18 protein-coding genes are annotated in these 21,815 nt (G+C 70.4%); 13 read left to right on the forward strand and 5 right to left on the reverse strand.

Annotated features, from left to right (window positions below):
* Positions 1-116: 116 nt before the first annotated feature.
* Positions 117-317 carry a DUF5999 family protein gene (locus tag OG990_RS10405; protein WP_089000314.1) on the reverse strand — a complete coding sequence of 67 codons (201 nt, stop codon included), beginning with the start codon at positions 315-317 and terminating at the stop codon, positions 117-119.
* 123 nt (positions 318-440) lie between these two features.
* On the opposite strand from OG990_RS10405, the gene OG990_RS10410 reads away from it, so the two are divergent.
* Together OG990_RS10410 and def are read left to right on the forward strand one after the other, a co-directional pair.
* Positions 441-1,637, forward strand: a complete 1,197-nt coding sequence (locus OG990_RS10410) for a chorismate-binding protein (RefSeq protein ID WP_406080103.1) — start codon at positions 441-443, stop codon at positions 1,635-1,637.
* Between the two features lie 31 nt (positions 1,638-1,668).
* Positions 1,669-2,178, forward strand: a complete 510-nt coding sequence (gene def, locus OG990_RS10415; RefSeq protein ID WP_328416591.1) for a peptide deformylase — start codon at positions 1,669-1,671, stop codon at positions 2,176-2,178.
* 25 nt (positions 2,179-2,203) lie between these two features.
* Here the strand turns inward: def and OG990_RS10420 are convergent, their stop codons facing one another.
* A complete protein-coding gene (locus tag OG990_RS10420; RefSeq protein ID WP_406080105.1) occupies positions 2,204-2,974 on the reverse strand; it encodes a GNAT family N-acetyltransferase in 771 nt (256 codons plus the stop codon).
* 10 nt (positions 2,975-2,984) lie between these two features.
* Entirely contained in the window at positions 2,985-3,758 is a 774-nt protein-coding gene (locus OG990_RS10425) for a TSUP family transporter (RefSeq protein ID WP_328416594.1), read from the reverse strand.
* A 197-nt stretch (positions 3,759-3,955) separates the two neighbouring features.
* Here OG990_RS10425 and OG990_RS10430 point away from each other — a divergent pair, with 197 nt between their 5' ends.
* The 3 genes from OG990_RS10430 (at position 3,956) to OG990_RS10440 (ending at position 7,719) form a co-directional block, all read left to right on the forward strand.
* Entirely contained in the window at positions 3,956-4,735 is a 780-nt protein-coding gene (locus OG990_RS10430) for an endonuclease/exonuclease/phosphatase family protein (protein ID WP_328416596.1), read from the forward strand.
* Positions 4,736-4,857: 122 nt separating this feature from the next.
* Entirely contained in the window at positions 4,858-6,966 is a 2,109-nt protein-coding gene (locus tag OG990_RS10435; protein ID WP_406080107.1) for a M14 family zinc carboxypeptidase, read from the forward strand.
* A gap of 96 nt (positions 6,967-7,062) precedes the next feature.
* Entirely contained in the window at positions 7,063-7,719 is a 657-nt protein-coding gene (locus OG990_RS10440; protein ID WP_406080109.1) for a fasciclin domain-containing protein, read from the forward strand.
* 6 nt (positions 7,720-7,725) lie between these two features.
* Here the strand turns inward: OG990_RS10440 and OG990_RS10445 are convergent, their stop codons facing one another.
* A complete protein-coding gene (locus OG990_RS10445) occupies positions 7,726-8,712 on the reverse strand; it encodes a tyrosine-type recombinase/integrase (RefSeq protein WP_406080110.1) in 987 nt (328 codons plus the stop codon).
* 222 nt (positions 8,713-8,934) lie between these two features.
* Between OG990_RS10445 and OG990_RS10450 the strand changes: the two genes are divergently transcribed.
* The 5 genes from OG990_RS10450 to OG990_RS10470 all read left to right on the forward strand — a co-directional run bounded on the left by OG990_RS10450 (position 8,935) and on the right by OG990_RS10470 (position 17,526).
* The gene (locus tag OG990_RS10450) at positions 8,935-9,849 is read left to right on the forward strand and encodes a hypothetical protein (RefSeq protein ID WP_406080111.1); all 915 of its coding nucleotides are present in this window, start codon (positions 8,935-8,937) and stop codon (positions 9,847-9,849) included.
* Positions 9,850-10,942: 1,093 nt separating this feature from the next.
* Positions 10,943-12,811 carry a hypothetical protein gene (locus OG990_RS10455; RefSeq protein ID WP_406080112.1) on the forward strand — a complete coding sequence of 623 codons (1,869 nt, stop codon included), beginning with the start codon at positions 10,943-10,945 and terminating at the stop codon, positions 12,809-12,811.
* Between the two features lie 94 nt (positions 12,812-12,905).
* Positions 12,906-13,334, forward strand: coding sequence for a hypothetical protein (locus OG990_RS10460; RefSeq protein WP_406080113.1), 429 nt, complete (start codon positions 12,906-12,908; stop codon positions 13,332-13,334).
* Entirely contained in the window at positions 13,331-13,849 is a 519-nt protein-coding gene (locus OG990_RS10465; protein ID WP_406080114.1) for a hypothetical protein, read from the forward strand. Before OG990_RS10460 ends, OG990_RS10465 begins: the two co-directional genes overlap by 4 nt.
* A 209-nt stretch (positions 13,850-14,058) precedes the next feature.
* Complete coding sequence (locus OG990_RS10470; RefSeq protein ID WP_406080116.1) at positions 14,059-17,526, forward strand: hypothetical protein; 3,468 nt, start codon at positions 14,059-14,061, stop codon at positions 17,524-17,526.
* A 248-nt stretch (positions 17,527-17,774) separates the two neighbouring features.
* Here the strand turns inward: OG990_RS10470 and OG990_RS10475 are convergent, their stop codons facing one another.
* Positions 17,775-18,803 carry a tyrosine-type recombinase/integrase gene (locus tag OG990_RS10475; protein ID WP_406080117.1) on the reverse strand — a complete coding sequence of 343 codons (1,029 nt, stop codon included), beginning with the start codon at positions 18,801-18,803 and terminating at the stop codon, positions 17,775-17,777.
* A 318-nt stretch (positions 18,804-19,121) separates the two neighbouring features.
* On the opposite strand from OG990_RS10475, the gene OG990_RS10480 reads away from it, so the two are divergent.
* The 3 genes from OG990_RS10480 to OG990_RS10490 all read left to right on the forward strand — a co-directional run bounded on the left by OG990_RS10480 (position 19,122) and on the right by OG990_RS10490 (position 21,764).
* Positions 19,122-19,796, forward strand: coding sequence for a GntR family transcriptional regulator (locus OG990_RS10480; RefSeq protein ID WP_406080119.1), 675 nt, complete (start codon positions 19,122-19,124; stop codon positions 19,794-19,796).
* A gap of 325 nt (positions 19,797-20,121) precedes the next feature.
* A complete protein-coding gene (locus OG990_RS10485) occupies positions 20,122-20,979 on the forward strand; it encodes an ABC transporter permease (RefSeq protein WP_406080120.1) in 858 nt (285 codons plus the stop codon).
* Complete coding sequence (locus OG990_RS10490; RefSeq protein WP_406080121.1) at positions 20,976-21,764, forward strand: ABC transporter ATP-binding protein; 789 nt, start codon at positions 20,976-20,978, stop codon at positions 21,762-21,764. Before OG990_RS10485 ends, OG990_RS10490 begins: the two co-directional genes overlap by 4 nt.
* Positions 21,765-21,815 lie beyond the last annotated feature (51 nt).

The raw sequence follows: 21,815 nt of genomic DNA on the forward strand, positions 1-21,815 counted from the left end.
GGGCCGGGGCGGGCGGTGTGGCCGCCCCGGCAGCCGCGCCGACCTGGGCAGGAATGTCCCGGACCGGGGGACTAGCCTGGGTCGACAGCGGCGGTTCGGTGACGCTGAGTGGTCAATCAGGCCACGAGGGCGTGGCGGGCGGGGCCGCGGTGCGGGGCGATGCTGCTGCCGTCGGGGAGCAGCTCACCTGTGTCCTCGAAGACGATGACACCGTTGCAGAGCAGGCTCCAGCCCTGCTCAGGGAAGCAAGCGAGGACCCGGGCGGCTTCCCGGTCGGTAGCTTCAGCAGAGGGGCAGGTCGGTTGGTGCTGGCACATCGGGTTCTCCGGACTGTGGGGGCACTGTGTCATGGTTCACATGACCAGTGACGCACAGTACCAAGCGAAAGTGTCCAGCATCGAGCAGGTAGCCGCCTGGTGCACGGGAAATCCACTGAACGGATGAGGAAGGTCGGACCGTACGGCGTGGAAACGCTCCCACATGTGCTGGTAAATGCACCAGCCGCACCGGCCGCCTGCCGAGGCGGCCTCGTCGAACGCGCCCGCCTGCAATGGCACCGCTCCGACGGCGGCGACCCCGCCGTGCTCGCCGAGCAGTTCCTCGCCGCACACGGCCTGCCACTGCACGACCTGACCCGCCCCGCCGACCACCGGCGCCCCACCACCGACGCCTGCGGGGCCGCGCTCTACCTGTCCGCCGCCGCCGGAGCGCTGCTGGCCGGCGCCCCGACCACAGCGCCCGACCCCACGCCGACCCTGCCCGACCTCGCCGTCGTCGTCTACGGCCACGGCCCCACCCGGACCGCACCGACCGGCCCGCCACCGCCCTGGTGGCTCGGCCCGTGGACCGAGAGCTGGACCCCACGCCAGCACGCCGACGCCGTCGACGCGGTCCGCGCCGCCATCGGCCGCGGCGACGTCTACCAGACCAACCTCGTCGGACACGCCGCCGCCCGCTACACCGGCGACCCGCTGCCCGCCCTCAGCCGCCTCGGCGCGCTACCCGGCGCCCGCTACGGCGGCGTACTCACCGGCGACGGCTGGGCGATTGGCTGCGCCTCCCCGGAGACCCTCGTCGAGGTCACCGACGGGCAGCTGACCACCCGACCCATCAAGGGCACCCGCCCGGCCACCGCCGCCGGCCGCGCCGAACTGCTCGCCAGCGCCAAGGAACGCGCCGAACACATCATGATCGTCGACCTGGAACGCAACGACCTGGCCCGCATCGCCCGCACCGGCACCGTCCGCGTCGACGAGCTGTTCGCCGTCCGCCGCTGGTGCGACCTGTGGCAGGCCGAGTCCACCGTCCGCGCCACTGCCGCCGACGGCCTCGGCCTGGCCGACCTGCTGCGCGCCACCTGCCCCGGCGGCTCGGTGACCGGCGCGCCGAAACACGCCGCCCTGACCCAGATCGGCGCCCTCGAACCCGTCGGCCGGGGCGCCAGCATGGGCGCCCTGGGCTGGGTCGCCCCCGGCCGGATCGACCTCGGCCTGACCATCCGCACCGCCGCCGCCGACGGCGAGAAGCTGCACACCTGGGCCGGCGGCGGCATCACCTGGGACAGCGACCCCGCCGCCGAGGTCGCCGAGGCCGCCGCGAAGACCGCCCCGATCCGCGCCACCCTGGCCGGGCGCTGAACCCACCACCAACGGCGATACGCTGACCCGCATGACCATGCGGCCCATCCGGATCATCGGCGACCCCGTGCTGCGCACCCCGTGCGAGCCGGTCACCACCTTCGACGCCGAGCTGCGCGCCCTGGTCACCGACCTGATGGACACCCTGCTCGGCGCGCCCGGCCGGGCCGGTGTGGCCGCCCCGCAGATCGGCGTCAGCGCCCAGGTGTTCGTCTACGACGCCGACGGGCACCGCGGCCACCTGATCAACCCCACCCTGGAGCTGTCCGAGGAACGCCAGGACGACGACGAGGGCTGCCTGTCCATCCCCGGCCTGTACTTCCCAACCGCCCGGGCCATGCACGCCACCGCGAACGGCGTCGACCAGCACGGCGAGCCGTTGACCATCGCCGGCAGCGGCTTCCTCGCCCGCGCCCTGCAACACGAGACCGACCACCTGCGCGGCAAGCTGTACGTCGACACGCTGAGCGGGGACATCCGCCGCCGCGCCCTGCGCGAGATCCGCGCCGGCCGCTTCGACTCGCCCAGCCGCCGCCGCTGACCCGCCTGCCGCTGACCCGCCGCCGCTACCGGGCGGTCAGCGTGTACTCGTCGTAGTCGGCGACCCGGGTGAAACCCACCCGCTCGTACAGCCGCACCGCAGCCGCGTTGTCCGCCTTCACGTTCAGCGTGACGTGCTCGACGGTCTCGCGCAGCCGTCCGCACAGCGCCGCCACCACCGCCGCCGCCAGGCCCTGCCCCCGCCAGCGCGGATGGGTCGTGACGTTGCCCAACGCCGCCACCCGGTACACCGGGGACCACACGTGCACGCCGGCCACCGCCGCCAGCTCACCGCCCTCGCGTACGCCCAGGTACTGCCCGGTGGCCACCATCCGGGGATCGAACCAGTTCTCCGGGTACGCCTGCGCGTACAGGCGGCGCAGCCGCGGCAGGTCCGCCGCGCCGAGCACCACACCCGCCGGGCGCACCGCCGCCAGCCGGGCCGGATCGGTCAACGCCATCCGGTGGTGCGCGCCGCCGGAATCCAGCCGGAACGACCCGGCCAGGGCGTCGCTCAGCCCGGGGGACAGGTGCGCGTACAGCCGGGCGGGCAGCACCGGCGCCAGGTCGGCCAGCAACGCCGCCAGCGCCGCGGTGTCCGCCGGCGCCGCGAACGCCAGCAGCGTCGGCGGGTCCACCCCGTGATAGAGCAACGCGACCTGCTCACCGCGGCGGAACCATGACGTGTACGGCCAGAAGAAGTCGTCCAGGTCGCCCAACTGGTAGGCGTGCAGCACCGGATCACGCCCCAGCAGGTCGGCCAGGACGGCACGGTCGTGCTCCGCGCGTACCGGCATCAGCGCGGGCTCACCGGGCCAGCCACTGGTCGTATCCGAGCTTGGCGACCAACGCCACCACCACGACCAGCAGCACCACCCGCACGAACCCCGACCCGCGGCGCAACGCCATCCGCGCCCCCAGCACCGCGCCGGCGATGTTGCACACCGCCATGCCCGCCCCCAGCAGCCACCACACGTGCCCGGTCACCCCGAACACCACCAGCGCACCCAGGTTCGTGCCCGCGTTGACCACCTTCGCCATCGCCGAGCCGTGCACGAAGTCCGCGCCCACCAACGCGGTGAACGCCAGCACCAGGAACGTGCCGGTGCCCGGACCGATCAACCCGTCGTACAGCGCGATGCCGACCCCGGCCACGGCGACCACCGCCGCCACCCGCACCGTTGTCCGCCGCTGCGGCATCGCCACCACCCCCAGCCGGGGGCGCAGCAGCACGAACAGCGCCACCGACACCAGCACCACCAACACCACCGGCCGGTACGCCGACGCCGGCACCGAGCCGGCCAGCGCGGCGCCCACCCCCGCGCTGAGCACCGCCAGCCCCGCCGCCGGCCCCGTCACCCGCCAGTCGATCTTGGTCCGTCGGGCGTACGTCGCAGCCGCCGTGGCGGTGCCGAAGATCGCCGCCAGCTTGTTGGTGCCCAGCGCCGTGGCCACCGGCAGGCCGGGCGCGGCCACCAGCAACGCCGGCAGCAGCAGCAACCCGCCGCCACCGACCACGGCATCGACCCAACCGGCCATGGCGGCGGCAGCGAGCAGGGTGGTCAGCGAAACGGGGTCCACGGGCGGCCATTCTCCCCACCCCGGCCCACCCAACCACCACCGAAGTGGCCAGCCTCACCCCAGCCCCGAGCGAGGTCAGCGACCCCGCGCCCTCCTCAGCCACACCCCCAACGCGCCAATCGCCACGAACACCAGGACCGAACACAGCAGCACCTTGACCACCCGGCAACCCTGCCACGGGGACGTAAGGTGCAGGAGTGCGCCTGGCCACCTTCAACCTGCTGCACGGACGATCCCTCACCGACGGGCTCGTCGACCCCGACCGACTCACCGCCGCCGTCCGCGCCCTCGACGCCGACGTGCTGGCCCTGCAGGAGGTCGACCGCGACCAGAGCCGCAGCGGCAACCTCGACCTCACCGCCATCGCGGCCCGCGCCCTCGACGCACCCCACCACCGCTTCGCGGCCGCCGTCGTCGGCACCCCCGGCGAAAAATTCCGCCCCCTGCGCCACGACGACGACGGCCACGGCGAACCCTGCTACGGCATCGGCCTGATCAGCCGACACCCGGTGCGCAGCTGGCAGGTCACCCGACTCAAGCCCGCACCCGTCCGCTCCCCGGTCTACGTCCCCGGCCCCGGCGGCGGCCTCATCCTGCTGCACGACGAACCCCGCGTCGTCCTCGCCGCCGTCCTGGACACCCCGCACGGCCCGCTCACCGTGGCCGCGACCCACCTGTCCTTCGTCCCCGGCTGGAACGCCCGCCAGCTACGCCAGACCATCCGCGCCCTGCGCGCGCTGCCCGGCCCCCGCGTCCTGCTCGGCGACCTCAACCTGCCCGCCGGCCCGGCCCGACTCATCTCCGGCTGGCGCCCACTGGGCCGCCGCCCGACCTACCCGTCCGGGCAACCCCGCGTCCAACTGGACCACATCCTCGCCGACCGGCAGGCCCTCGACCAGCTACCACCGGTACGGGCCGTCACCGCGCCGCTGTCCACCATCTCCGACCACCGCCCCCTGCTGGTCGACCTCGGCTGAAACGGGTCAACCCAGACCACCCGGCGTGGCTGAGTCGCAAGATTCCCTCAAGATCATTGCATCGACGATCTCCGACGATCATGCTGAGCGAGCCGTGCCACGATCAACCAGTCGGAGGCCACATGAGACGCCAGCGACCCACCGTCATTGCCATATCCACACTTCTCGCTGTCACCCTTGCCATCGCACCCACCCCCGCCAACGCGCAGAGTGCCGCGGAACCGAACCAGGTCGCCGCCCTCACCGTCCGCCAGGCCGACGGGTACGCCACCCTCGCCTGGCAACCCGTCGACGGCGCGACCGACTACCAGATCGAACGCACCGCCGTCGACGCCAACGGCACCCCCACCGGCGCACCGACCATCGTCGGTATCTGGCGCCCCAACCGCCAGATCAACCAACAGTCACCCACCTTCGCCGACTCCGGATTCAACCCCGGAGACACGTTCCAATGGCGGGTACGCGCCCGCGCCGGCACCACCGAACAGCCCTACTCCGACCCGGTCGTCGCCACCACCACCGCACCCTGGGGTAACCCCGGAACCGCGGGCGAGCAACTGCGCACCCAGTGGGAGACCGCCCACGCCGCGCAGTACACCAGCGACACCGACGAGTACGCCTACACCGCCGCCGTCGACGCCCTCAGCGACCGGGTCCGCGTCGTCGAGCTCGGCCGCACCGTCCAGAACCGACCCATCAACATGATGGTCATCGGCTACCCCACCCCGGCGGCCACCCCGGCGGCCGTCGCCGCCACCGCACCCGTGGCCATCAACTGCAACGTGCACGGCAACGAACCGGGCGACCGCGAAGCCTGCCTCATCATGGCCCGGCAACTCGCCTTCAGCACCGACCCCCGGATCACGGACCTGCTCAGCCGCACCAACGTCCTGATCGTCCCCACCATCAACGGTGACGGCCGGGCAGCCAACACCCGCGGCAACTCCACCGGCCAGGACCTCAACCGGGACTACTCGCTGATCCGCCAGCCGGAGACCGCCGCGTACATCAAGATGGTCCGCGACTACCGACCCGTCGCCGGCTACGACGGCCACGAGTTCGGCAACTCCCGCGCCGGTGACCTGCCGATGCTGCCGCCCCGCCACCAGAACGTCGCCCAGCCCATCTTCGACCAGTCCCAGGACATGATCGAAGGCCACATGTACGCCAAGGGCGCCGAAGCCGGCTGGTGGGCCTGCCCCTACGGCTGCGAAGGCGGCGGCAACGTCGGCCTCAGCGAGGAAACCATCCTGCGGAACACCCTCGGGCTCAAGAACGTCGCCAACTCCCTGCTGGAACTGCGCAGCTCCGGCGGACAGACCCGACCCGACGAGGGCAACTCCGCCAACAACCGGCGCCGCAAGACCTACTCCGCCCTGTGGACCTTCCACCAGTTCCTCGACTACCACCGGGCCGACCGCGGCGAGATCCTCGACGCTCGCGCCGAGTCCATCGAGATCCAGGCCGCCAACACCGGCCGCCTCGTCTTCCGCGGCTCCCGGCCGATCCCCGCCCACCCCGCCCCGCACCCGGGCGACAGCCCGCCGCCGCTCGACGCACCCCGCGCCGACCTCATCCTCGACAACGCGCCGTGCGCCTACAAGCTCACCGACGAGCAGTACAACGGGGCACGCACCGACGGACCAGGCGGCGTGGGCACCACCGTCGCGCAACGCATCGCCGCACATGGCTGGAAGGTCATCAAGACCGGCGACGGCTACTACGTACCGCTCAACCAGCCCGAACGCGGCCTCATCCCGCTGCTGCTCGACACCAAGGGCGTGGAGAAGCTGACCGACGGCGAACGCATCTACCCGACCCTCACCGGCCGACGTAACGGACCGCTGGTCGTCTCCGGCTTCACCTGCGCCGCCGACGCCACCATCAGCGGCCCGGTCACCGTCCGGGCGGGCGCGGCACTCGTCGCGACCGGAACCACCGTCAGCGGCCCGATCAGCGCCACCCGCGCCGCCGGCGTCGTCCTCGCCGACAGCACCATCAACGGCCCGGTCCAGATCGCGGACACCACCGACGCGATCTCCATCATCGACGTCACGATCGCCGGCCCGGTCAGCCTGTCCGGCAACACCACCGGCACCGACGCACCCCTGCTGGCCGGCAGCACCATCCGCGGCCCGCTCAGCTGCACCGCAAACAGCCCCGCCCCGATCAACCTCGGCGTCGCCAACACCGTGCACGGTCCACGCACCACCCAGTGCGCGGCACTGTGACCGCCAGCTAGCCGAACCAGCGTGCCGGCGGCACGGGCACCACGCCCGCGCCGCCGGCACACCCCATCCACCCAACCCCGACCCGTGGAGACCGCCGTGTCGCACCCCACCTCACCGAACGGCACCCCACCGCGGCACCCTCGGCTCCTCCGGCTTCTCGTGCCGGCCCTGCTGCTGGCCGTCACCGCATGCACCGGCGCCCCCGCCGCTCCCCGCGCGGACGCGGCACCCCAGGTCACCGGACCGCTCTGCGCCGCCCTGCCCACCGGCACCGAACCCGGAAACCCGACCTTCCTCGCTGGCCAACCCGTCGACCAGGCGCTGCGGTGGATCCCCACCCTCACCACCTTCGAAGCGGCCCTGCGCACCAGCGGCGTCCTCACCGACCTGCCCACCGGCACCGGCGTCACCATCCTGGCGCCCTCCGACGACGCCTTCGCCGCCAAGTTCTCCGAGGACAACTGGGACGACCTGATGGTCCGCCACACCGACCAGCTGCGCACCCTGCTCAAAGCACACCTGATCGCGGGAGCCCACCGAGTCGACGACCTGGTGAACGCCGGCACCGCAACCACCCTCGACGGCACCACCGTCACCATCACCCGCACCGGCCCCACCGTCCGGCTCGCCGACCGCGCCGACGCCGTATGCGCCGACTACCAGGCCACCAACAACACCCGGATCCACATCATCAACGCGGTACTCGGCACACTGCCCACCACCGCCAACGACAGCGACCAACGAGCCCACTGAGCGCACTCACCGCGCCGCGCCCGCCTGGTCGGCCGGTACGAGCGCGGCCAGCGCGCGGTTGGTCCGGTTGGCCCGCACCGCGTCGCGCTGCTGCCCGGCCGTCACCTCGATGTACGTCTGCGACGACGCCAACGACGCGTGCCCCAGCAACCGCATGATCTCCGCAGCACTCGCCCCGTCCTCGGCAAGCCGGGTGGCGAACGTGTGCCGCAGCGCGTGCAACCGCGCCCCACGCGGCACCCGGTCACCGATGCCCGCCCGCCGGTAACACGACTCCACCAGGTACTGGAGCCCACCGCGGCGCAGCGGCTCGCCGTGCCGGTCCACCAGCAACGCCGAGTCGGGGCGTACCGACCGCGACCCGAACCGCCGGGCCCGACTGTCCAGGTAGTCCACCAGCACCCGGTCCAGGTCCGCCTCGATCGGCACCACCCGTGGCCGCCCGCCCTTGCCGACCACCTCGACCCGCCGTTCACCGGGCCGACCGGCCAGCGAGCTGACCCGCAGCGCGAGCAGCTCCGACAGCCGCAGCCCGGCACAGAGCGCCACCGCCAGCACCGCCACATCCCGCTCCGGCCACGGGTCGCGCTGCCGGCCGTCGTCGCGCGCGGCCGAGGCGAGCAGCAGCTCGGGGGTGTCGGCGCCGCGCAACGGCTTCGGCTGGGGGAGTAGTGCCCGGGGGCGGCCGACGGCCGGCATCGGATTGCCCGCCACCACCCCATCGGCCACCAGGAACGTGAAGAAGCTGTTCCAGGTGGACCAGGCCCGATGCACCGACGCTGCGGCCCGGGGTGCGGCGAACCGGGCGAAGGCCGCCCGCATCACCCGGGGGGAGAGGTCGGTGATCAACAGTGTCTCGTGGGGGAGGGGAGCGGTGTCATCCTCGGCAACCAGGGCAGCCACCGCGTGCAGGTCCCGCCGGTACGCGGCGAGAGTGTGGGGGGAGGGCTTGCGAGTCGCCCGGGCGGTCAGGAACTCCTCGATCAAAGCCATGAGCGATTCGTCCTGTTTGTGATGCATAAGGGATATTATGCAGCATTTTCGGGTTTCCCGGCAAGGGGAGAAGAGGGGAGAGCGGGGCCAACGCGGCCCCAGCCGTCGTCTCGGGTGGTCGCCGTCGCCCCGGGCCGCCCGGGGGCATGAGCGGGTCGCCCGGACGTAGTCCGCAGCGGAAACGGCTTGACCGTACGGCCGTCGCCAGGGCTCACTGGGCCCATGAGCAGCGGCGATCTCGGCCAGCGGCTGGCCTGCGTCCAGCGATCGTGGACCCCTCAACAGCGCCTGCACATTGGCAATGTCGCCTGGGCCGGCGCCCACGGGGACGGCAGCCCGGTCCCGGACGCCACCCTTGGCTGGGGCGATCCGCTGGTGGGATTCGCCGACGTGTGGCATTCGGCAGTATCAGGCGAGCCGGCACAGGCCTCCCTGCACATGGGGCCCGCCGCGACTGCCGCGCAGCGGGCCGCCGCGGTAGGTGAGCTGCTTGACCTGGCACCCCACGTCAGCGTCGAGGTGTCCCGGGCGGACGTGGGCCTCATTCGAGCCTTGGCCGAGCGTGGCCTTCGTAGCGCCGACGGGCCCTGGTTCGTGCAGCTGTGGCGTGACCTGACGCAGCTTGCCGACCTGGCGGCGCGCACCGACGTCAACGGGTACACCATCCGTGCTGTCCGCGACGATGAGCTAGCCGAGCGGGTCGACGTGCACCGCCGGTGCTGGGCGCCGGCGAGGATCAAGGAGATGCTGGGCCTGCCGGTGACCGGTACCGAGCCCGGGTCGAGCTACTCGCTCGACAAGCATCGTGCCGTGACGGCCTCGCCGGTCTACCGGGCCGAGCTGGATGTGGTGGCGGTCGCCGCGGACGGTTCGTTCGCGGCCTTCGGGTTGGCCTGGCTGGACCTCGAAGCTGGATGTGTGCTCGTCGAACCGGTCGGGACCGCCCCGGACCACGGCAAGCGCGGCCTGGCGGGAGCGCTCTGCACGAAGATCTTCCAGGTGGCCTGTGACCTCGGGGCTACCCAGGCGATCGTCGGCCCTCGTGGCGACGACGGCTACCCGGTCCCGCGTCGGCTCTACACCGGGCTCGGGATGTACGAGGTGACGCAGTTCGTTCCCATGTCCACATCGCCATGAGGTCGCCGTCCGCCCCGACCGAGGGGACGCCCAGATCGCTTTACTTTACATAATGTGCATTATCGAATCAGTCGTGCTGGGCTGGCGGGAGCCGCGTCGCCCGCCGGATGTCACCCTGTTGTCCTTTCTCATTCATCTCGGGCCATTCTCAATAACTCGAGCCATCGCCTGAGTCCTCTCACTAACTTGAGCCACCGGGGCCGCCGGTGTGCCGCCCGGAATCTTGCCCCCCGCTACGCTACGTGACGACGTGGTGTTCATCCTTTGCCCTAGTCTCGCTGGTGTACGGAATGGACGATCTGATGATGACCGGATCGTCGCCTGGGACGTTGAGGACCCAAGACGTCTGATCCCCCGCTGGCCCGCGCGGCCGGCTCCACCTAGTGCTGGCCATTCAGTGCCACCGGCGGACGTTGTTACCGGGCCGATCAAGACGAACGTAGCGTCCCGGGCGGCATCCTCGCCGTTGTTGCTGGCGGACTCGCAGGTCATCGTCGAGCAGCCGGGCGCCGAAAAGCTCCTCGGCCAGGTCGAGGAAGGCTGAAGCCCCACGCGACCAACAAAGCGCTGTTAGTCTCAGAGCCGCAGGATGCCTCCGGGGCTCCCGCGCCCGCCTTGGGGCCCGCTTATGCGGGCCCTTCGTGCATCTGGCGCCGTTCCAACATCACAGCTTGGGCCAGCTGTCTTCCGTGACGCACACGATAGGGCGACCGACCGACGACGGCCCCCATCAGCAGCAAAACGTCGAAACCCGAAACCCCTACGGACATCCCAGGGCGGTTGACGCTGATGGAGCATCACGAGAAGCCGTTCTACAGGGTGCATGGCGGTGTCTATCCCCCGAACCAGGGTCCCACCGACGGTTTCCTGTGAATTGGCCGGCAAAACGCTTGATCCGGCGCGCCCCTGGCTGGGACGGCTTCCGCCGCCTGATCTCCCTCGCCGTGGCCCCATTCGCCCGCTGGGCCACCGACCGAGACCACTTTCTCAGGCTGTCCACGCGGTAGCGTCAGCCCAGGGTTGGAGAACCGCTCGCCCTCGGATACGGTGTTCGTCTATAGGTCTCATGAGGATACACCCCTTAGGAGGGAACATGGCACGTGGCGACGAAGCCCGGTACACCCTCGCCCAGTACGCGCGGCGAGTCGGCATGAGCGACAGCCGGGCCCGGGCGCTACAGAGCGCCGGACGGCTGGCCAACCCTGACGGCCATGACCCGGACGGCCGGCCGTACTGGCACGCCCGGACCATCGACGCCTGGTGCCGGCGTACACAGCGGCCGGTGCCGGACGACGCCGACTGGCCGATCGACTGGGAGCCGGCACACGCGCCTGTGCCGATCATCGAGCGGCGTGACCTGCTCGTGGAGGACCACGACCCGCAGACAGTGTCAGTCATCGTGTACGACACCCCGCGTGGCCACGTCGTGTACGTCATGCGGCACAACGACTTCGGGCTCAGCTCCGAGGCTGCCGTGCGGGCCGCCGCCGATGTGCTCCACCCGGTGTTCTGGGCCGACGCTGTGGTGCTCGTGCCCGAGTCGATCCTGTTCGGCATGGACGAGGAACACCACAGCATCGAGGCGTTCCGGCTGCAGGCACCGCACACCGAGGCGGCGGCCGCCAGCTGGCTGCCCCGGTTCCTCACGGGCCGGGGATCGGGCGGCGACGACCAGGAGGCGTCGGTGGATCCCCGGTGGGTGGAAACCAGTTACATCGGCTACGTCGACGCCAGCGAGATCCAGCAGGTCCTCGGCCGGCCGGTGCCCCTGTGGTACTACCGCACCTGCACCCCGGACGCGGTCCGGCTGATGCAGGCCTACGGCGAGTCCGGCACCGTCACCGTGCTTGACACCACCACCGGCTGGCCCGCCACGCGTGACCGGGTGGCCGCCGCCGTCGACGCAGGGGTACACCTGCGCTATTCGCACGCCTTCCGACTGCTCGCGGCCGAGGCCATGCAGACCCTGCGCGACGAGCAGACCCGCCACCGCACCAGCCGCGACCGCGGCGAGGGCTGGTACATCGTCGCCCGCCCGGCCCGCCCCGACTGGCCCAGCATCGACGTCGAGCACGTGGTCGGCACCGCCGCCGGCGAGCCGTACGACCCGGACGCCGTCGCCGCGGAACTGCTGGCGCTGCGCACGGAGGAGGCCGACCTGCCCTGGGACTCCCCGGTTGCCGACGCGCTGTGGCACACCGCCCGTCTCGCCGGGGTCGCCCTGCACCGCAGCCACGCCGAGGTCGTGTTCGCCGCGCCGACCCGCTGCACCGTCAGCGGTGAGGGACCGGTGATCGACCAGTGGCGCAAGGGCCTGCGGCGGCTCAGCGACGTCGAGCGCGACCAGATGCTCGCCGCGCCGTCGCGCCGGCTCGCCCGGTTGTTGGTGCTGGAGACCAACATCGACGTTATCCGCGAGTACCGCATGATGGACCGCGCGGTCAGTGAGGTGGCGGCCCTCTACCGGGACCCAGCCGGCCGTCTCGTCGTCGAGGACGGCGACCCCGCCCCCGGCGAAACCTCCTATACCGCTGAGTGGCCCACCAACTTGCCCGACGGCTGGGGCGAGCAGACGGTCATCGCCAGCGACGGCGGCCGCCCGGCGGCCGTGTTCGCCCTGACCCCCCGCCCCGACGGCCACATGCAGGTGGACCCCCTGCCCAACCCGGGCAGCGAGCCCGGCTACACCTGGGGCTACTCCGGCAGCGGTCCCCGCGCACTGTACCGGGCACTGGTCCGGTCCGCCCTGGGCGACTGGACCGCCGACCTCGACCAGGGCACCTGGCTGGTGTCCCTGACCAACGCCTGGCGCCAGCCGGAGGGCAGCCCCCTGTGGGCGTTCATCCTCAAGCACCAGGGAGCGCTGCGGTTGCCGTGGCCGCAGGTGGTGGAGTGGGCCCAGCATGACCTCAAGAAGCTGACCGGCAAGGGGTTGATCGGTGACGCCTCCGCGCAGCCGTAGGTGACGCTGCCGAATCAGCGTTGGCTGGCCGGTGGCGCATGTCCCGTGTCGTCGGCGCTCCCTGCCGCCTGGCGGGGAGCGTAGTGTGGCCGGCGTGGATGACGCGGCGGGCGCGGTCGTACCGCAAGGAGGCGCTGGCCTGCTGAGCGAGCACGCCGGGCCCCGCCTGCGCACGGTGGACGAGCACCAGTTCCGCACCTCGCGGCGCGATTCGAGTCGAGTGTTCACCGCAGCAGGACTTCGACTAGTGGCCGTGGTGACGCGGACCGACCGCGAGGACGCCAGCCTGGTGGACGCCGCCGAGCGGTACGCCGAAGAGATGTGGCGGCGGCTCTGCCCCGACGAGGCGGAGCCGTCGCTGTTCATCGCCCACCAGCTGCTCGGCGAGCGCGACCTTGATTTCCGGCAGTTCGGCTCCGTCGCCGCCGGCCGGGGCAGTGTCAAGGCGATGCTCGACGCCGGCATGCGCCGGACGCTGGTGGCGTACTGGGACCGGCCGGACCGATCAAGCGGCGTCTTGTGAGCGACGACGACGCGGACCGGACGGACGCCGAGCGGGGCGAGGCGGTGCGCCAACTTGTGGCACAGGTTGGCGAGGTAGGCCGGGTGTCCGGACGCGAGCCCTGGCGGGAGCTGGTCAGCTGGCTCACCCGAGGACGATGGGGACGTCGGGCCGGCTGGCCCGCCGTGCCGGTGCTGATAACGCCCTGGCAGGACACGCTCTCCGCTGAACGGCACGGCTGGCGCACCCGCGCCGCCAACCTCGCCGGCGACTTCGCGTTCGCGGTCGACTATCGGATCTGCCGCCGCTGCCGGATCGGGTGGGTCGAGCAGCCCCACACCCACACCCGATACCGGCGACAGGGCCTGGCAAGCGCTGGCCTCGCCGCCCTCCGCGCCGAGTACCCCGGGTTGTCGTGGCACACGCTCGGCGGCCACTTTCGGAGCTCACAAGCATTCTGGGCGGCCGTCGGCCTTCATGTTCCAGGCGGCTACCACCAGCGCCGCCTCTGCCCACACCTCGAGCCTCGACGTTGAACTGCGACGGCGATCGTTTTTCCGGGTTGTTGACGACGTCTGGCCCGGTCGATTGTCGGGCACTTGGCCACCCCGCGGAATGGATCTGTCGGTGCAGAACTGAGTGGTCACATGGCTTGTCGGCGGCGGACACTGGTCGGCATGTCGCTCCCGCAGCCGTTTCCTGCTGAGCTTGGCCTGGCGGACCTCCTACAACAGATGGCTGTCCGGTGCGCCGAGGCGACGGCGCCGCGGCACGGCGATTCACGCCGCCATCGTTTGATGGCCGAAAGAGACAGCGGCCGGCAGCCCGGGGGGAAGCATCCATGAAGGAGGTCGCCTTGGCGGGGCTCGACGCCGACGGCAGCAACGACCCGACGGCGTTGTCGCCGCGTCAGGCACGGATCGTCGCGCAGCTCGCCCGGCTTGTGGGGCAGGGTGCGGCGGACTTCTTCCGCGACGCGTGCCAGATGCTGGCCGAGACGCCACCGCACCGCAGCGCCACACACTTGATCAGCCACGCGCTGCGTGAGACCGACAGCGCCCTGCGCTATGTCCTCGGACCACTAACGGTGCCGGGTGCTGCCAACCTGGAAAACGGCGCGGGCAGCAAGGGTAAGAGTGGCAGGGACAAGGGTGGTAAGGGCAAGCAGTCGAACGACGGACACATCAGCAGCATCATGGCGGTGTGCGAGGTGCTGGAGCTGTCACCCGACCATCCCGCAGTGGTGTTCTGGCAGCAGCAGGCTGGCAAGACGTCGGCCAACCTTGCCGGACGTGCGCATCGGAACGCCCTAGAACGTGCCCGTCCACTGAACGGCGACTTCAAGGGGTTCTTCGCGCAGATTGAGGAACTGTTCGATATGGTGCTGGAGCGGTTCGAGGAACGCTACGCCCGCGTGTTCGACCGGCTCGACCTGCTGCTGGCGAGCGAGCCGAGCGCCGCGCTAGCCGATGAACTTAAGCAGCGGCTGCCGGCGAATCCAGTCACCCGCCAACGGTTCTTCTCCAGGGCACCGGCCGCCTGGATCGGCCCGCTGACCGAGAAGGGCTTCTTCCGGTTCCCGCCCGAGCCGCGACTCGACCCGGTCGACGGTAACCTTGACATGCCGTCCTGGCCGGAGTCTGAGTATCTCGCCCGGGTGGCGGCTGAGGTGCCCGGCGACGCAGTCCAGGCGGTGTTGGGGATGGCGCCAACCGAGAACAGTCGCGTGGTGTGGGACCTGACCAGGCTGGCCCTGGCAGTTTCACCGGACCACGCCGTACTACTGGCGCCGACTTTAGCGGCGGCCATCCCGGGCCGCTACGGCGTCATCGCCGCCGACCAAGTCGGCGAACTTGCGGCCCGCCTGGCCGACGACGGTCACCCGTCCTCCGCGATGGACCTGCTTCGCGCGGTGCTCGCCGACATACCCAGCCGGGACGTGGCGGGTGTGCGCAGTTACGACTACGTGCAGGTGCTACGGGTATCCGTACCCGTCGTGGCCCGTGCCGTCGGCGCGCCGGTGGTCGCACTGCTCATCGACCGGCTTAGCAGGGCCGCCAGCACGGATCGGCCCAACCGCTCCCAGCTGTGGCGCCCGGCCATCGAGCCGGACCCCGACCAGCGCCGCGACACTGACGCACGCAACGCGCTCGTCGACGCCCTGATCGGGATCGGTGTCGCGTTGCACGACGCCGGTGTCCACCCCGTGCAGGACACGGTCGCCGCGCTTGCCGACGACGGCCCGGACATCCTGCGCAGGATCCGTCTGCACCTGCTGCAGCTTCGTGGTCATGACGCACCCGACCTGGTCGTGGCGCAGCTAAGGGGCCTCGCGCGACGTGTTGACGACGCCATCGAGCGGGAGTACCTGCTGCTCACCGCCGCCAGCCAAGCCTGGATGGAACCGTCGGCTGTAGCCGGCCTGCGCGCGACGTTCGATCAGGATCCGGACACGAGCGAGTGGGCACAGCGGCTGGCTCGCCACACCGATGGCGACGACGGCGATTCGGTCCAGCAGTTGCTGCAGCAGCGGGTTGACCGGTGGCGCCGCGACCGGCTCGCCGCCCTCGAGCCCCGGCTGGACGACGACCGTCGCGCCCGGTACGAGGCACTCGTCGCCCAGTACGGTCCCGCTCCGGACCTGTCGGTGCCGCCGCAGGCGGTGTTCACGGTCTGGAGTGGGGCGGACGTCGACGCTGCCGAGCTGCAGTCGTTGACGGCTGCGGCATTGGTGCAGTTTCTGCGCGATTGGCAGCCACAGCAGGACTGGCGGCAACTGGACCGGTCGTCGATCAGACCCGCGCTCGCGGTCGCCGCGCAGGCGGAATCCGGCCGCTGGTCGTCGGACGCCGCCGCGTTCGTCGGGCTGCCCTCGGAGTACGTCACGTCGATCCTCGACGGCTTCTGGCAAGCCGCATCGGCCGGCGAACGACTCGACTGGACTGGGCTGGCCACATTTCTAACCTGGGTGGACAGTGAAGCCCTCGCTGAGCTCACCGTCGGGGTGACCCGCCGACGTGCCCGGCTGTGGCGCACCGCCCGCTATGGCGTGATGCGGTTGTTCACCGTCGACTCAACCGCTGACCCTGACCGGATCCCCGCCGCCGCCGAACCCGCCCTCTGGTCGATCATCAGTGCCGCCTGCACGGACCCAGACCCACATCCCGACGACGCTTCTGACGAACCGCAAGGGAGCGAGTTGGCGGCAGCCTTGCTCGATGCCGTGCGGCCGGAGGCGCTGCGCGCCGCGATCTTGTACGGGCTGCGAGCGCAGCGGCGCACCGGCACCAGTGACGTGCCGGAAGTGATGGAGGTCCTCGACGCGCACGTCGCCGCAGAAAGCGACCCGGCGTTGGCGGTCCGCGGCATGTTCGGTCAGCGACTGCAGACGTTGCTGCGGTTGAACCCCGATTGGACCGCCAGCCACCTCGATAGCATCCTGCCGGCGGTCCCAGAACAAGCTGGCGTGTGGCGGGTCGCCTGGAACGGTCACCTAAGCAACCAGGTGGTGACCGACGCCGCATGGGCGCTACTCCGACCGCACTACCGGCGCGCGGTCGACCTGCTCAACCCGGCCACTACCGACGAGTGGGAACAGGCGAGGGCCCAGCAGCTCGCGCTGCACCTGGGCAACCGGTTCTGGTTCGGCCAGCTCGACCTGGACGACCCCGACCGGCTGCTGCAACGGTTCTACGAACGGGCACCCACCGAGGCAACCAGCACGATCATCGACACGGCCGGCCGCAGCCTCCACCGCGACGAACCGCTCGAGGCCGAACGCCGCGACCGCCTCATGCGACTGTGGGACTATCGCGTCGCCGCCGTCCGCCACGGCAGCGACCCGGCCGAACTGTCCAGCTTCAACGTCTGGTTCGCAAGCGGCCAGTTCGACGATGCCTGGTCGCTCGAGCAGCTGCACGACGCCCTCGAGCTCGTCCCAGATCTGGACCTCGGAGTGCACGTGCTGCGTCGCCTGCACACCCTCGCCGCCGCACACCCGCACGCCTGTCTCCAAGTGCTGCAGCGAATGGTCGGGAACCGCGATCGTTACTGGAACGTCTCCCGTCACCAGCCGCTCATCCACGACATCATCGCGGTGGCAGCTGCCGCTGGAGACGACGTTGCGGCGGGCGAGGCCCGGCGGCTGGTCAGCGCCTTCGCCATCGACGGCTTCGACTTCCGCGGGCCCTCGACGCTGAACCCCGCACCGTAGGCGACGTGGGTAGCCGCTAGTCGGCGTCCGTGACTCAGCAGTCCGGGAACGAGCCGCCACGCCGAAACCCTTGCGCGGCGCGCACGGTCTGGTGCCGAACGCGACTAGCAGCCCGGCCCGAGCAACTGGAACGGCCCGAGGGTGACTGCAGGAACGAGCAGCTCGACTCGATGCGTCACGACGCCGTTCGCGTTCAGTTGTACATGATGTGCACGTTGACCGTGCTCGGACAGAAGCGGGTTGGGTGGTCACATGCCGACGTCGGTGAGGGCGTTGTCCTCCCACTGGTTGGCATCCTCGATGTAGCCGGCCAGAGTGGTGGAGCCGTCCTTCCACCCGCCGTGCCGAGCGATTCTCAGTGGGTTTTTGCCTTGCCGGTGGGTTTCAGTGGCGAAGCCACGCCGCAGGGAATGGCCGGAGAAAGCAGAGGCGGCGTCCAGGCCGGCGCGAAGTGCGGTGCGCCGGACGATGATGGCTACCGCCTGGCCGGTGATGCGACCGTTCACTTCGCCGCGCCCGTGGGGTGCCCGGCCGAGGTTCCCGTGCCGGTCGATGCGACGGAAGACTGGTCCGGACGTCTCCCCACGCTCGGCGAGGGCGTCAAGCCATGCCTTTATCGTGCGTACGGGGCAGGTGGCCGGTCGCGACGTGTAGGGAAGAGCTGTGTGGCGGCCGATGGATTCCTTGTCGGTCTTCGACCGTCGGATGGCGACCTGCAGACCGTCCTCGGTGAAGGTGAGGTCGGCGATGTTGAGTGCCGCGAGTTCGCTGCGACGGGCGCCCAGCGCGAAACCGACCACGATGAGGGCGCGGTCGCGCAACCCTGCCAGGGTGGAGGTGTCGAGGGTTTCAACCATCGCGCGCAATGCCGTGATGGTCAGTGCCTTGGCTTTACGCACTCCGCGGCCGCCCTCGGCGAGTTCCGCACGGTGCCGGCGAAGAACCGCGCGTGCTGGCCGGGTACTGGGTGGCTCGGCGTCGGCGCTCACGTGCGCGACCGTGACGGCCGCCATGGCACGCTCGATTGTCGAGGGCGCCTTGCCCTCGTCCGCCAGATGCGAGACATACTCGGCCAGGGTCGCCGCGGTCGCCGGAAGGTGAGATCGCCTGTTTTCCATGCACCACACCGTGAACCGGCGCCAGTCACCGCTGTACGCCCGCCGCGTCGAGGCCGGCACCGACTCGCGGATACGCCGCCGCGCCGACTCCGACAGCTGTTCGTTCGGGTCGACAGGGTCGACGTGTTCGGCGCTCCCCCGCGCCGCGATCTCATTCACGAGAAGCAACCTTATCGTGAATGAGCGACAGCGCGGGTCACGCCGACGGCCCGCGTGTCGTCGCAGGGCGAAGGAATGACCGGCAACCGGGCCGCACCCGCGTTGCCAACCGTCCATGACCGACGGTGAAGAACACGGCCACACCAACAACCACACAGTTCCCGGCGCCTCGATCATGCGCCGTACGGGATCGGCGTTTCTCCGCACCGAGCCGGGAAACAGCCCAAACCGGTCACAAGAAGCCCGGCCGAGGGGGGTTGACACGGCCCCACTCCTTCAGGAATGACAGCAACCGCGATTGGCATGCCATCATTCCATGTGCCTCATGAACAGCGGACGCTCGCCCAGAAGGCGTACGAGGAGATCCGGGCGATGATCGTCAGTGGTGAACTCGCGGGTGGCCGCAAGCTCATCGTCCGCGTGCTCTCCGAGCGGCTCGGCCTCTCCGCGACCCCGATCAAGTCGGCGCTGGCGGCGCTGGAGCGCGATGGCTTCCTCGTCGCCATCCCGCACCGCGGCTTCCACGTTCCGGAAATCAGGCTCCAGGACATGCTGGAGATCTACGAGCTGCGCGAGGCCCTGGACGGGATTGCGGCCCGCAAGGTGGCGAAGGCAGGCCCGGAGGCGGCCGGGTTCGTCCGGACGGTGCTCCAGCCGATCCTGGACCGGCAGCACGAGTGCGCTGAAGCCGGCGACCTGGCCGGCCTGCGCGACCTGGACACCGACTTCCACCGCGCGATCTGGCACGAATGCGGCAATGCCAGGCTTGCCCAGGTGACCGACAACCTCGGCGGGCAGAGCCGGCTGGCCTGGCAGTGGCAGGTGGCCGGCGGTGTACTCCGGGCGCTGCGTGAGCACCAAGCGATCATGGACGCAATCGCCTCCGGTGACCCTGACCAGGCGGAGCGGGCCGCCCGGGCGCACGTCCGCCTCTCCAAGGCGGCGTTCGAGAAGGCCACCCGCGAGCGCGGACCCGAGGCCGTTCTCGGCTGAGCAGTCACACCTCGACGCCGTGCATGCTCAGGCCGGACATCCGGGGAAGCGTCCCCGTAACAGTCGCTTCACCTCCGTGAACTGTGAACGCATCTTGCTGTCAGGCCGTTGACAAACCAACTTTTTGGATCCAAAATTCGTACACGTCCAGCGGCGGGTCAGCCCGTGACCAGGCATTAGTCCGCTGGGTGCGGAAGGGACCCGGCCGTATGCGGGTTCAGTTCCGCCTGTCGTCAGGCCGCCGCGCCGCGGCCTTGGGGCGCGTCCCGAACGCCCGTCGACCCCCGAATTCGGCGCGACCACGCCTCGCACGCGAGGAGGATTCGTGACCATCACGACGGAGCGGACCGCTGGCGACATGAAAGAAGCGGTCGGCCCACCCGCCAAGCCGAAGGGTCTGCTGGCCTTCTACCGGGCCCACTCGACCGTTCTGCACACCGTCACCACCCTGATCCTCGGGTGCGTCATCTGGCAGGTGGTCGCCGCGAACACCAGCGCGCTGGTGATCGTGCCGCTCGGCGACATCTGGGACTCGTTCCGTACCTCGGCCGGCAACGGCGAGCTCTGGCTGGACTTCCGGGAGAGCCTCTCCGGATTTGCCCAGGGCTTCCTGCTGGCCGCGATCGTGGGTGTCCTGCTCGGGGTCCTGATGGCGGTCAACAAGGTGATTTTCGACTTCCTCGACCCGTGGATGTCGGCGCTCTACTCGACCCCGCTGATCGCCCTGGCCCCGCTCTACATCCTGGTCTTCGGCATCGGCATGACCGCTCGGGTGGCGGTGGTGTTCACGCTCGCGGTTTTCCCGATTGTGCTGAACACGACGGCCGGCATCCGGACCACCGACCCCAACCTGATTGAGACGGCCCGGGCGTTCGGTGCGAGCAAGTTCCAGCGCTTCGCCAAGATCCTGCTGCCCTGGTCCATCCCGTTCATGGTCACCGGCCTTCGGCTGGCCGTAGGCCGCGGCCTGATGGGCGTGGTGGTGGCCGAGTTCTTCGGCTCCACCTCCGGTCTCGGCCATCGGGTCTTCATCTCGTCGCAGAACTTCGACACCGCCGCAGTGTGGATGGGCGTCTTTGTCCTGGCGGCGATCGGCGTGGTCTTCATCCGCGCGATGCACATCTTGGAGAACAAGATCGCGCCCTGGCGGGAGAGCAGTAAGAACGGAGGCAAGATTCTGTGAGCACGCCCAAGGTCGAGGCCCGCAACCTGGTCAAGACGTTCTACCGCGGCGAAACCCGCACCGACGCCCTCAGAGACATCAACTTGACGATCGAGCCCGGCGAGTTCGTGGCGCTGCTCGGCGCCAGCGGCTGCGGCAAGACCACCCTGCTGCGCATCGTCGACGGCCTCGAGACAGCAACCGGGGGTGACCTGCTCATCGACGGCCGGCCGGAGACCGGGCCGGGCACTGACCGCGGCTTTGTGTTCCAGCAGGACAACCTGCTGCCCTGGAGGACCGTGCTGCGCAACGTGACCTTCGGCCTGGAGCTACAGGGCGTCAACCGCAGGACGGCCCGGCAGCAGGCCACCGAGTACCTGGAACTGGTCGGGCTCAAGGGCTTCGAGAAGTACTACCCACACGAGCTGTCCGGCGGCATGCGCCAGCGGGTGAACCTGGCTCGGGCGTTCACCATCCGGCCGGACATCCTGCTGATGGACGAGCCGTTCGCCGCGCTGGACGCGCAGACCCGCGAGGTGATGCAGGCCGAACTTCTGCGCATGTGGCAGCAGACCGACGGCCGTACGGTCATGTTCGTCACCCACCAGATCGACGAGGCCATCTACCTGGCCGATCGGATCGTCGTGATGACCGCCCGGCCGGGGCAGATCAAGGAGATCATCGACGTCCCCTTCGAGCGCCCCCGCAGCCTGGACCTCAAGCGGTCACACGAGTTCGGCGCCATCTACGACCACATCTGGAAGACCATCGAGGAAGAGGTCCGCACCTCGATGGCGATGACCTGACCTCACACCCCACTCACCACCCCTCGTGACCCGGCGCAGCCGGGCCGCGCG

It is taken from the genome of Micromonospora sp. NBC_00858, assembly GCF_045207365.1.
Classification (GTDB): domain Bacteria; phylum Actinomycetota; class Actinomycetes; order Mycobacteriales; family Micromonosporaceae; genus Micromonospora.